At 72.0% G+C, this 12,299-nt stretch carries 9 protein-coding genes; 6 read left to right on the top strand and 3 right to left on the bottom strand.

The window, feature by feature from the left end; all coding sequences use genetic code 11:
- Positions 1 to 127: 127 nt before the first annotated feature.
- Positions 128 to 1,276 carry a GTP-binding protein gene (locus tag HW837_RS01055; RefSeq protein WP_193379521.1) on the bottom strand — a complete coding sequence of 383 codons (1,149 nt, stop codon included), beginning with the start codon at positions 1,274 to 1,276 and terminating at the stop codon, positions 128 to 130.
- A gap of 3 nt (positions 1,277 to 1,279) precedes the next feature.
- Complete coding sequence (gene rpmF, locus HW837_RS01050; protein ID WP_033524576.1) at positions 1,280 to 1,450, bottom strand: 50S ribosomal protein L32; 171 nt, start codon at positions 1,448 to 1,450, stop codon at positions 1,280 to 1,282.
- Between the two features lie 169 nt (positions 1,451 to 1,619).
- On the opposite strand from rpmF, the gene HW837_RS01045 reads away from it, so the two are divergent.
- Together HW837_RS01045 and HW837_RS01040 are read left to right on the top strand one after the other, a co-directional pair.
- Positions 1,620 to 2,603, top strand: a complete 984-nt coding sequence (locus HW837_RS01045; RefSeq protein ID WP_193379523.1) for a permease — start codon at positions 1,620 to 1,622, stop codon at positions 2,601 to 2,603.
- Entirely contained in the window at positions 2,600 to 3,385 is a 786-nt protein-coding gene (locus tag HW837_RS01040; RefSeq protein WP_045558112.1) for a TIGR03943 family putative permease subunit, read from the top strand. The genes HW837_RS01045 and HW837_RS01040 overlap by 4 nt, the downstream gene beginning before the upstream one ends.
- Before the next feature lie 256 nt (positions 3,386 to 3,641).
- On the opposite strand, the gene HW837_RS01035 is transcribed toward HW837_RS01040, so the two are convergent.
- The gene (locus tag HW837_RS01035; protein ID WP_237269802.1) at positions 3,642 to 7,964 is read right to left on the bottom strand and encodes an nSTAND1 domain-containing NTPase; all 4,323 of its coding nucleotides are present in this window, start codon (positions 7,962 to 7,964) and stop codon (positions 3,642 to 3,644) included.
- 602 nt (positions 7,965 to 8,566) lie between these two features.
- Here HW837_RS01035 and HW837_RS01030 point away from each other — a divergent pair.
- The 4 genes from HW837_RS01030 (at position 8,567) to HW837_RS01020 (ending at position 12,211) form a co-directional block, all read left to right on the top strand.
- A complete protein-coding gene (locus tag HW837_RS01030) occupies positions 8,567 to 9,022 on the top strand; it encodes a helix-turn-helix domain-containing protein (RefSeq protein WP_045558110.1) in 456 nt (151 codons plus the stop codon).
- A 236-nt stretch (positions 9,023 to 9,258) separates the two neighbouring features.
- Complete coding sequence (locus tag HW837_RS01025; protein ID WP_234442547.1) at positions 9,259 to 9,747, top strand: M48 family metalloprotease; 489 nt, start codon at positions 9,259 to 9,261, stop codon at positions 9,745 to 9,747.
- Positions 9,744 to 11,024: an MAB_1171c family putative transporter gene (locus HW837_RS48300; protein ID WP_237269800.1), complete on the top strand. Its 1,281-nt coding sequence runs from the start codon at positions 9,744 to 9,746 to the stop codon at positions 11,022 to 11,024. The genes HW837_RS01025 and HW837_RS48300 overlap by 4 nt, the downstream gene beginning before the upstream one ends.
- Positions 11,021 to 12,211: a cytochrome P450 family protein gene (locus HW837_RS01020; protein WP_313895530.1), complete on the top strand. Its 1,191-nt coding sequence runs from the start codon at positions 11,021 to 11,023 to the stop codon at positions 12,209 to 12,211. The genes HW837_RS48300 and HW837_RS01020 overlap by 4 nt, the downstream gene beginning before the upstream one ends.
- Positions 12,212 to 12,299: the final 88 nt, after the last annotated feature.

Below are 12,299 nucleotides of genomic sequence, written 5' to 3'. Positions count from 1 at the left end.
CGTGCTCTTCAGCCCGCAGCCCGTCGCTTTTCAGGCCCGCAGGGCCGTGGTCTGTCAGGCCCGCAGGGCCTGGGCTTTTAGGGGCGCGGGGAACTGCGCGAGAAGCCCCACCGCCCCGCAGCCGACCTCACTCGCAGACAACCCCGTGCACATCCCACGCCGGGAACGGATCATCGAGGGCCCGGGAACCCACCTCGTCCCCCGTCACCAGACACCCGGCGAGAGCCGCCCGCAACGCATCCCCCCGCAACCCCGTCCCGATGAACACCAACTCCTGCGCGAACGGGGCCTCCTCGTCCTGCGCGGCAGTCGGTTCGAAGCGGGCCACCGACCCCGCCTGGGACCACAGCCCGATGACCCCCGGCCGCCCGGCGAGCGTGAAGAACCCCTTGGACCGCAGCACCTGCCCGAACGCACCGCTGTCGAGCCCCTCGGTCACGAACTCCCACAACCGCCCGGGATGGAAGGGCCGTTCGGCACGGAACACCGTCGAGGAGATGCCGTACTCCTCGGTCTCCGGCACATGCTCACCGTTCAGCTCCCGCACCCACCCCGGCGCCTGCTGGGCCCGTTCGAGATCGAACGCCTCCGTGCCGAGGACGTCCCGGACCCGGACCCGCCCATGGCTGACCGGCACGATCCGCGCCGCCGGGTTGAGCCGGGCCAGGGTCGCCGCGAGCCGCTCGGCGGTCGCCGTGTCGACGAGGTCGAGCTTGTTCAGCACGATCACGTCGGCGAACTCCACCTGGTCCATCAGCAGATCGCTCACGGTGCGCTCGTCGTCCTCGTACTGGTCGAGCCCCCGCGCCACCAGCTCGTCCCCGCGCGCCAGCTCCGGCAGGAAGTTCACCGCGTCGACGACCGTGACCATCGTGTCGAGCCGGGCGAGATCCCCGAGCGTGGCCCCGTCGTCGCGCGCGAAGGCGAACGTGGCCGCGACGGGCATGGGTTCGCTGATCCCCGAACTCTCGATCAGCAGATAGTCGAAACGCCCCTCCCGCGCCAGCCGGTCCACCTCCTCCAGCAGATCGTCGCGCAGGGTGCAGCAGATGCACCCGTTGGTCATCTCGACGAGCCGCTCCTCGGTGCGGGACAGCGCCGCCTCGCCCCCGCGCACGAGCGCGGCGTCGATGTTGACCTCGCTCATGTCGTTGACGATGACCGCGACCCGCAACCCCTCGCGGTTGCCGAGGACATGGTTGAGCAGGGTGGTCTTGCCCGCGCCGAGGAACCCGGACAGGACGGTGACGGGCAGCCGCTCCCGGAGCGTGGTCACCGCTCAGCCCTCGGGGTGGATCAGCCCGCGCTCGTACGCCTTCAGCAGTCGCTGCGGTACGAGGTGCGTGGTGCCGTCGACCGTGAACGGCACCAGCTGGGGCGTGCTCGCCTTCCACTGGGCGCGACGGTGGCGGGTGTTGCTGCGGGACATCTTCCGCTTGGGTACGGCCATGGGGTCCTCCTCCACAGGGTGATGGACCGGAACGCTACATGAAAATGGATCCCATTACTAAAAATGGTTTCCGGTGGCCGTGAGCAACCCCGCGCCGGGCGCCGTATGGGAGGAAAGGGTCGAACAGGCCCGCTCAGCACAGCCGTTCCCTACGGAGGTACCGTCCCCCGTGGCCACAACCAAGGAAGAAGCCCCGCACCGCGGCCGGCATCTCGACCCACCCCTCCTGCTCACCATGCTGCTGGTCCTCGCGGTGGTGGCGCAGGCCCCGCTGCGGGGCCTGCTGTCCGCGCCCGTGACCCAGAGCTGGATGACCGTGTTCGTCGCGGTGGTCGTGCAGGCCCTGCCGTTCCTGGTCATCGGGGTGCTGCTGTCGGCGGCCATCGCGGTGTTCGTGCCCGCGTCGTTCTTCGTCCGCGCGCTGCCGAAGCGACCCGCCCTGGCGGTACCGGCCGCGGGCGTGGCCGGGGTGGTGCTGCCGGGCTGCGAGTGCGCCTCGGTGCCGGTCGCGGGCGCCCTCGTACGCCGGGGCGTGACACCCGCGGCGGCGCTCGCCTTCCTCCTCTCCGCCCCCGCGATCAACCCGATCGTGCTGACCGCGACCGCCGTGGCCTTCCCGGGAAACCCCGAGATGGTGCTGGCCAGGCTGGTGGCGAGCCTGCTGGTGGCCTGTGCGATGGGCTGGCTGTGGCTACGGCTGGGCCGCGGCGAGTGGATGCGCCCGCCGGAGCGGCCGTCCTACGAGGGCCAGGGCAGGGGCGCGGCCTTCTGGGGCTCGGTGCGGCACGACGTGATGCACGCGGGCGGGTTCCTGGTCGTCGGCGCGATGGCGGCGGCCACGCTCAAGGCGGTCGTCCCGGCGAGCTGGCTGAATGCCGCTGCCGACCATCCGGTGATCGCGATCCTCGCCCTCGCCGTCCTGGCCGTGCTGCTGTCGATCTGCTCAGAGGCGGACGCGTTCGTGGCGGCCTCCCTGACCCAGTTCTCCCTGACCTCCCGGCTGGCCTTCCTGGTCGTCGGCCCGATGATCGACCTGAAGCTCTTCGCCATGCAGACCGCCACCTTCGGCCGCGCCTTCGCGCTCCGCTTCGCCCCCGCCACCTTCGCCCTGGCGATCCTCGTCTCGGCCCTCGTCGGGGCGGTGCTGCTGTGAACCGCCAGGCCCAGACCGTCATCCTCTTCCTCACCGGCGGGGCCCTGCTGCACGCCGGCTTCACCGACCTGTACCTCCGCTACGTCAAGGCCGGCCTACGCCCCCTCCTCATCGGCGCGGGCATCGTCCTCATAGCCGCCGCGGCCGCCACCCTCTGGTACGAACGCCGGGCACGCCAGCAGGAGCAACAGGCCGAGCCGCACACCCACGTCGACGACTCGCACTCCCAAACCGACGAGCCGCACGCCCCTGCCGACGAGCCGCACCCCCACCGCGAACCCCGGGTCTCCTGGCTGCTCGTCCTCCCGCTGCTCGCCCTCGTCCTGGTCGCCCCGCCCGCCGCCGGTTCGTACACCGCGATGCGCACCGGCGCGGCCCTCCAGGAGCAGCCCTGGGGCTATCCGAAGCTCCCCGCCGACGGCACCCTCCGCCTGAGCGTCGCCGACTACGCGGGCCGCGCGGTCTACGACAAGGGGCGCGCCCTCGCGGGCCGCCCGCTCAAGGTCACGGGCTTCCTCGCGTTCGACGACTCCGGGACGCCGTATCTGGTCCGCATGGCCCTCAACTGCTGTGCCGCGGACGCCCAGCCCGTCAAGATCGCCCTCACCGGCGAACTCCCCGCCGTGCTCCAGCCCGACACCTGGATCGAGGTCACCGGCACCTACACGCCGAAGCGGACCGAGGACCCCCTCAACGGCACCGCCGTCCCCTACCTCCGGGTCACCACGACGAAGCCGGTGAAGGCACCGCAGGACCCGTACGACGAGGCCTGGAACGGCTGAGACGGCTAGAGGCAGCGGGCGAGGGCCCGGAGGGCATGAAAGGGCCCGGTCGCTGGCGACGGGGGATGCACCAGCGACCGGGCTATGGCCAAGGCTAACAAGGCTGTTCGCGCGACGGGAGCCGACTGGTCGATAGCGTTGACAAGTTGTGATCGGGATCACGCGGGCCCACAGGCCCGACCACCTCGCCCCCGGCCCCGTCCCGATGGCCGGAACGGACCGGGTGGCGATCGCGAACGCGCTGCTCAGCGGCTTGTCAGGCACCCTCGCACGGCGGCTCGTACGACAGCCGAGGCAAATACTCGTCCCACTTCTCCCGCGTGAGCACTCCGCGCGTCGACGAGCAGATGTGCCGTACGGCATCGTCGACATCGAGATTCCACAGCCGTACGGTGTCGGCGCCGCTGGACACCCCGAGCACATCGCTGACCGGGCTGAACGACAGGAACTGGCCGGTCTTGGCGTTGGGGCTCATCGCCCGGCCGATCGGGGAGGCCTCGGCGGGACGGGAGACGTCCCAGAGGTGGACGGTGCTGTCGTTGCCGCCGCTGGCCAGGGTCCGGCCGTCCGGGCTGAAGGTCAGCGAGACGACCGCCTCGGTGTGGCCGACGAGCGGGGCGCCCAGGCGGGTCGCCTCGCGCGGGTCGGAGACGTCCCACAGCCGGACCGTGTCGTCGCCACCGCCGCTGGCCAGCGTCTTGCCGTCCGGGCTGTAGACGAGGTCGCTGACCGCGCCTCGGTGGGCGGTGAGCGGCCCGTCGAGCCGCGCGGACCGGGCCGGATCGCTGACGTCCCACAGCCGGATCGTGCCGTCCGCGCTGCCGCTGGCGAGCGTCCGGCCGTCCGGGCTGAAGACCAGGGCGAGGATGTAGCCCTTGTGCCCGGTGAGGGGCTTGCCGAGCGGGACGACGCGAGAGGGGTCGCTGACGTCCCACAACCGCACGTCGTGGTCGCCGTAGGAGGTGGCCAGGACCCGCCCGTCGGGGCTGTACGCCTGCGCGTCCGTGTACCGGATCCGCAGCGGCAGCGGCGACCCCCGCAGCACCGGGCGGGCCGGGTCGCCGACGTCCCACAGATACAGCGCCCGGTTGCCGGCCACGATCGACAGGGTGCGGCCGTCGGGCGAGAACGACAGGGAGCGATTGCCGCTGTCCTCGAGCGTGAACGCCTTCCCCAGCAGCACGGGTCGGCCGGGCTCCGCCACGTTCCACAGCCGGATCCGGCCGTCGCGCCCGGCGGTGGCCAGCACCCGCCCGTCCGGCCGGAACGCTCCGTTCCGGCCGACCATGTCCGAGGTCGGCACCGACCACAGCCGGACCTTGCTGTCACCGCTGCCGGTGGCGAGGGTCCGGCCGTCCGGGCTGAACCCCAGCGCGAACATCTCCCCGCTCGCCCCGGCCAGCGGCTCGCCGACCTGCGACGGGTACGCCGGGTCCGCGACGTTCCACAGGCTCGCCGTGCTGTCCGCGCTGGCGGCGGCGAGCGTGCTGCCGTCCGGGCTGAAGGCCACGGACCAGATGGGGCCGGTGTGCCCGGTGAGCGGCGCGCCCAGCGCACGCGCCCGGCGCGGCTCGGCCACGTCCCAGAGCCGGACGGTGTTGTCCGAACTGCCGCCGGCCAGCGTCCGCCCGTCGGGACTGAAAGCCAGCGAGTGCACCAGGCTCGTATGGCCCTTGAGCACGGGACCCACCGCGCGCGGCGCACGCGGATCGGCCACGTCCCACAGCCGGATCGTGTTGTCGTCGCCCCCGGTCGCCAGCGTCTTCCCGTCCGGACCGAACGCGACGGCGCGTACGGGAGCGCTGTGGCCGGTGAGGGGCGCGCCGAGTTCCGTAGCGTGCGCCGGGTCGCTCACGTCCCACAGCCGTACGGTCTGGTCCTCGCCCACGGACGCCAGCGTCTTCCCGTCCGGGCTGAAGGCGATCAGGAAGATCGTGCCGTCGTGCCCGGTCAGCGGTGCGCCCAGCGCGCGCGGGGCACGCGGGTCGCGCACGTCCCATATGCGGATCGTGCCGTCGTCGCCGGCGCTGGCGAGCGTACGGCCGTCCGGCGCGAAGACCGCACTGCTCACCCAGCTGGTGTGCCCGGTGAGGGGCTTGCCGAGGGCCTTGGGCCGGGACGGGTCCGCCACGTCCCACAGCCGTACGGAACGGTCGTAGCTGGCGGTGGCCAGGTATTTCCCGTCGGGGCTGAAGGAGGTGAGGTAGACGGCACCGCCGTGGCCGAGCACCGGGGTGGCCAGGGGCGCGTTGACGATCGAGACCAGCCGGTTGCCGGTGCCCTCGTCGTCGGGCCGTAGTTCGTGCGCCACCAGGTCGAGCTGGGCCGACAGCGACGGATCCGAGTACTGGACCCGGTCGGCCTGGGCGACCACCTGCTCGAACACCGCGTCGTTGCGCTGCTGCCAGGCGACCACCGCCGAGCCGACGGCCACCAGGGCGAACGCCACCAGCGCCGCCACGGCACTCCGCCGGATCCGGACGGTACGGCGGCGCAGTCGGACGGAGGCGGCCAGGAACTCCACGGCGCTCCGGGTCAGGAAGACGCCGGTGGTGTCAGCGGCGTCACCGGGGTCGCCGGTGCCGGTCTTTCTTTCGGCGCCGCCCTTGCCCTTGCCCCCGTCGCCCCCGGTGGACTTGGCGTCCGGGGTGGACCTGGCGCCCCCGGTGGACTTGGCCCAGGTGTGCGCCTGTTCGAGCCGCGAACCCCGGTAGAGCAGCGAGGAATCGCGGTCGGAGTCCTCCCAGGCGCGGCCGTCCTCCTCCAGCCGCTGCCGGAGCAGATGGTCGTTGCGGCCCTCGTCGATCCACCCCCGCAGGCGCGGCCAGGCGTGCAGCAGTGCCTCATGGGTGATCTCGACGGTCTCCGCGTCCAGCGTCAGCAGCCGGGCGCGGGCCATCGCCTCCAGCGACTCCTCGGTCTTCGCCGGGTCCGCGGAGCCGTCCGCGAGCTGCCGCCGGGTGCCGCGGCGCCGGGTGGCCTGGGTGTCCTCGCCCAGCCGGACCAGCCGCAGCAACAGCAGCCGCGCCGCGGATCGCGCCGCCGGGTCCAGCCCCGACCAGGCCCGCTCGGCGGTGGCGGCCACCGCGCCCTGGATACCGCCGGCCGCCCGATACCCGGCCAGCGTCAGCCGGCCCGCCTTGCGCCGCTGCCATGTCACGAGCAGGGCGTGCGAGAGCAACGGCAGTACGCCCGCGTCGTGCGCCCCGCGCGGCCCGTCCGCGCTCACCTCGCGCACGATCAGCTCCGCCAGCCCGGGTTCCAGCTCCAGCCCCACGGCCTTGGCCGGGCCGGTCACCGCCTCCCGCAGCTCGGCCGTGGTCAGCGGCCCCAGCACCATGTGCCGGTGCTGAAGGGCGTCCGCGAGTTCCGGATAGCCGAGGCACTGCTCGTAGAAGTCGGCCCGCACACCCAGTACGACGACCACGGGCGCGGCCTCGCCCCCCGCGCCGGGCGTGCACGCCGCACTGAGCAACTGCACGAACGTCCGCCGGTCAGCCTCGTCGGAGGAGAGCGTGAAGGCCTCTTCGAACTGGTCGACGATGAGGACGGGGCGGAGGGGTGCGCGGGTGGGGAGGGGGCCGGGAGAGCGGGTGGGGCCGGAGGAGAGGGCGGAGGCGGGGGTGCTCCGGGGTTCGCTGCGGGCGCCTTGGCTGGTCCCGCTTGTGCTTCGGCTGCTGCTGCTGCCGCTGCCGCCGCTGCCGCTCACGGGCCCGCCCCCGGACCCGGACCCCGACCCGCGCCGTCGTGCCCACGCCGCGACGGCCTCTCGTACCGCCTCGGCGAACATCGGCGTACCGGGCTCGTAGGCCGCGGAGACGACCTGCGCCAGCTCCGGTATGTGACGGGTCAGCTCGCCGACCGGATCGGCACCCGGCACGAGCTGGAGCACCTCGCCGCCCCGCCGCCCACCGGCGGGGCCGGCGCCCCAGGCGTCCAGGGCGCCGTCACGGAGAGCGGGGACGAGCCCGGCGTGGAGGAGGGAGGACTTCCCGGCGCCCGAGGCACCCACGAGCATGACCAGGCCGCCGGTGCGCCCCGCCGCGCGCAACAGCTCGACGAGCGCGTCCGTGCTCCGCTCGCGCCCGAAGAACCAGCGGGCGTCCTGCTGCCGGTACGAGGCCAGCCCCCGGTAGGGGCAGACGCCGCCGGGGAGGGGCGAGCCCTCGCCGGGAGCCTGCTCGTCCGGGACGGCGCCGGGCGGGGCCGCCGAGGTGCCGGACGCGGAGTCCGCCGGGCGCTCCCCGGCGGGATCGGCCAGGGCACGCTCCCAGAGCTTCTGCCACTGGGCCATCTCGTACAGCCCCTTGGTCACCGGAACGGGCCGCGCACGCCGGGCCTCGGGGATCAGTACCTGAAGGACGGCGGCGAGGGCGGCGAACTGCGCGGGCACGTTCCGGGCCCGTCGCCAGTCACTGATCCGCTGGGCCGAGACCCGCACGGGACGCCCGCGCTCGTCGACCCGCTGGAGCCGGACGACCGACTCGGAGACGCTCTTGAGGGGAGGATTGCCCGCTTCCTTGTACAGCAGCGCGAGACGTTCCGCGAATGCCGTGCGTGCCTCGGAGCCGTGACTCAAGGCATCTACCCCTTACTTTCCCCCGCTGCGTGGACATCCGGACCGGAAAACTCACCTTGCTGGTCTGACCTGCGGATATTCCGTCACCGGAGACCAGAGCCCTCCTCTCCCACCAGCCCCGACTGGCAGGATCGGGCCCAGGCCGCACACGCCGTGCACGGCCCGCAGAGGCCACCGGCGTAGCGCCCGCAAATCCGATCCATCATGCCGCACGCATCCGGCCACCCTCAGCGACGCCCCCCAGCCACCACCTCCTCGATCCGCGTCCCCAAGCGTGGATCGACACCCCCGCGCCGTCCGGCACCGGTCCCCACGTGGGGAGGGACCGGTGCCGGACGAAGCGGCCGTACGGCGGCGTCGCGGAACGGAAAAAGCTCCGAAACGAAAACGCTCCGGAGCTGAAGGCTCCAAGGCGGCCGGGCCCACCCCCGCGGAACCCGGCCACCTGGCGCCGTGGAACACTCTGGTGTGAGTGATCCCTCGTAGAACGTACACCGTAGTTGTGGTCGATCGTCAACTAAAGTTGATCAGAAGCCACCGCGGTCCGCGCTCACACGCACCAGAGTGGACACAGCGGCGATCAGGACAAGGACGTACCGGACGTGACAGACGACGAGGCGCGCACCTTCGCGCAGTTGCTGGACCACCTCTTCCAGGAGGTCCACCCCGCGGGTCGCGGCCCCTACACGTACGCCGAGGTCGCCGAGGGGATCCGAGAGGCCTCGGGGGGCGAGGGCAAGGGGCTCACGGCGAGTGCGATCCAGCAACTGCGCACCGGCGCCAAGAAGAACCCCACGCGGCACACCATCAAGGCCTTGGCCGACTTCTTCGGCGTTCCCGCCGGCTACTTCGTCGACGAGCAGGCCGCCCAGCGCACCCGGGCGGAGATCGCCGTCCTGGCCGCCATGCGAGACCAGAACGTCCGCACCGTGGCCCTGCGCGCCAACGGCCTGAGCGCGGAAACCCTCCAGATGGTGACAGCGGTGATCGAACAGGCCCGCATCCTGGAGGGTCTCCCGGGCGAAACCCCATCGAACGACCTCGACCTGGACAATTAACACCGCCCGCAGCCACCGCCAGGGGGCACCCAGATCGCGAGATCCGGCCATTCAGCCACAGCTCCCGGATTCCCTTGGACGCGCCCACGTGTTCGCCTAAGCTTTCGAGCGATTCGGTGCCGGGGACCCCGGATCGCACTCCGGCCTTACGGGGTCACGCCGTCAGCGGCCAGACCCGAGCAACGTCAGGACCGGACATGGACCTTGAGCGGTTACGCCGCGCATGCGAAGAACGCGTGGACGCGCTCAGCCTCCCGCACCGCTTCAACACGAGAGACCTCTGCGACGCCGTGGCGGAGCAACGCGGCCGGCCGATCATCCTCCGCCCCCTGAGCACCCTCGGCGCGATCGACGCCCCCTGCGGGATCCGCCTGGAGACACCCGACGCGGACCTCCTCTTCTACGAGGAGGGAACCTCCGCCCTGCACCAGAACCACATCCTCGCGCACGAGGTCAGCCACATCATCTGCGACCACCCCGGCACGCTGGAACTGGACGCCGACGCCTGCCACGCCCTCGGCTTCAACCCCACCCTCGTCCGGCGCATGAACGGACGGACGAGCTACTCCACGGACGACGAGCGCGAGGCCGAGACGATGGCCACCGTCATCCGGCAGCACATCTACCGCGGACGCGAGTTACCTCCCCGCGAGCCCGAGAAGGGCGCCGAACGCTGGGAGGCCCTGTTCGCCGAACCCACCAGGAAGGGCCGTCGCCGCCGATGATCGACCTCTTGTTCGCAGGCGTGGCCCTCGTGCTGCTGCTCGCCGCCGGCTACTGGCTCCGCGGCCGGGGCGGCCACCGGCCGACCGGCACCTGGGCCATGGCGGCACTCCTCGTCTCCTTCGCCTGTGCCTTCGGCTCGTACGTCTCCGTCGTGGAGAACGCGGTCGAAAGCGTCGTCCCCGACGGCGGACGACTGCTGAGCAACTCGTTCACGCTGGCCGCCGCGACCTCCGTCCTGGCGTTCATGCTGCAACTCGACCTGGAACCCGAGGAGGCCCGGCGGAGCATCCGACGGCGCGTGCTGTTCCTCGGCATCTCCGTCACCGGCATGACGGTGCTGTTCACCGCCAGCCAGTTGAACGACGACTCGCCCCAGCTGTACGCGCTGTACGTGCTGATCTACATCACGTACCTCGGCGTCACCGCGAAGGACTTCGGCAAGCAGACCTGGAAACAGGCCGGCCAGTCACGCCGCAGGAGCCAGCGCGCAGGGCTGCGCATCACCGCCGTGGGCTGCGCCTTCGCGCTGGTGTACGCCGCGTACAAGGTCTTCGGCCTGATCTCCATCGGGCTGGAACTGGACCTCCTGCCGCACGGTGTCCGGTGCTCGACTCCTGTCAGCCCCGTCCGCTGCGTGTTCAGCGTGACGGCGCCGGCGCTCGCGGTACTCCTCATCACCCTGGGACTCACCCTCCCGGCGGTCGCCTGGCCCGTCAGCCAGTTCCTGCGCCGCCGCTGGGAGTCGAGGTCGTTCGCCGCGCTGGCCGTCCTGTGGAAGGACATCACCGACACGACCCCCGAAGTCGTCCTGGCCTCGACGGACTCGCGGCACGGGGACGACTCCGACTTCCACCTCCACCGCCGGGTGATCGAGATCAACGACGGCGTACTGGCCCTCCGCCCCCACCGCTCGCCCCGCGTCCAGCAGAGTGCCGAACGAGCAGTCGCCGCACGCGGCTTGACGGGAACCCCGGAAGGGGACGCGATCGTGGAGGCAGCCGTCCTGCGCGCGGCGATCCACACGAAGAAGGCGGAAACGGAAACCGAACCGGCAACCGCGAGCGAACCGAAATCCCACCCCACCCCACCACCCCCCAAACCCCCCTCCCGACCGGGCAACCTGAGAGCCGAAACGGAATGGCTGCTCCTGGTGGCCAGGGCATACACCCGAACCACCCCCGCGACCACTCGTGGAACCACCCCCGCGACCACCCCGGACTGCGGGTCGCCCACCCCCGAACCCTTGACGCCATCCGGAACGGACCCCCGAACGTGACCAACCCGGCGCCCGACCCGCTGCAGGACCCCGGCTTCTTCACCGACCCCTACCCGACCTACGCCCGCCTGCGTGAAGCGGCACCGGTGAGCAAGGTGGCCACCGGCTCGGGAGGCCGCCACAGCTACGTGGTCACGGGCTACGCCGAGGCCCGGGAGGCATTCACGGACCCCCGGCTCTCGAAGGACACGGCGAGGTTCTTCGCGGGCCGACCGTCGCAGCGCGATCTCCATCCGGCCGTCTCCCGGAACATGCTCGCCACCGACCCACCGGAGCACGCCCGGCTACGGGCACTGGTGGCGAAGGCGTTCACCACGGGGGCGGTGGCGAGGCTGCGCCCGTACATCTCCGGCGTGGTCGACGAGTTGCTCGACGCCTGGCCGGACCACGGAACGGTGGACCTCGTCGCCGAACTGGCGGTCCCGCTGCCCGTCACGGTCATCTGCGAGCTGCTGGGGGTCCCCGAGCCCGACCGCGCATCCGTACGGACGTGGTCGAGCGACCTGTTCGCAGCCGGAGACCCCCGGCGGATCGACGCCGCCTCCCACGCCATCGGTGACTACATGACGGCCCTGGTCGCCACCAAGCGCGCCGCCCCCGGCAACAGCCTGCTCGACGACCTCATCGCCGTACGAGACGGCCAGGACCGCCTGTCGGAGGAAGAGCTCGTCTCGCTCGCCGTACTCCTGCTGGTGGCCGGCCACGAGACCACGACCAACTTCATCGGCAACGCGGCCCTGGCCCTCCTACGGCACCCGGAGTCGCTCGCGCGACTGAGGGCCGAGCCGCGGCTCATCGGCGACGTGCTGGACGAGTTGCTGCGCTTCGACTCGCCCGTCGGGATCGCCACGTTCCGCTACACCACCGAGGCGCTCACCCTGGGCGGCACCGAGATCCCCGCAGGCGCCCCGGTCCTCATCGCACCCGGCGCCGCCAACCGCGACCCCGACCGCTTCCCCCATCCCGACCGTCTCGATCTCACCCGCAGCGCCACCGGCCACCTCGCGTTCGGCCACGGCATCCACCGATGCCTGGGAGCCCCCTTGGCCCGCGCCGAAGCCGAACTGGCCCTCCACGCCATCATCACCCGCCACCCCCGAGCCAGCCTGGCGACCCCCGCCGCCGCCCTCCCCTGGCGCCACACCCGCCTGACCCGAGGCCTGAGCCACCTCCCCCTCACCCTCTGACAACGCCCCCCCGGAACCGCGGACGACGCATCGGCAGTCATGTCATGTCGTGCACACAGCAGACCCGAGACCCACCTCCTGCCTTCCC

Origin of the sequence: Streptomyces caniscabiei, from assembly GCF_014930365.1 — a bacterium.
In the GTDB taxonomy this organism is placed as follows: Bacteria; Actinomycetota; Actinomycetes; order Streptomycetales; family Streptomycetaceae; genus Streptomyces; species Streptomyces caniscabiei.
This window is presented reverse-complemented; position numbering and strand designations above follow the sequence as displayed.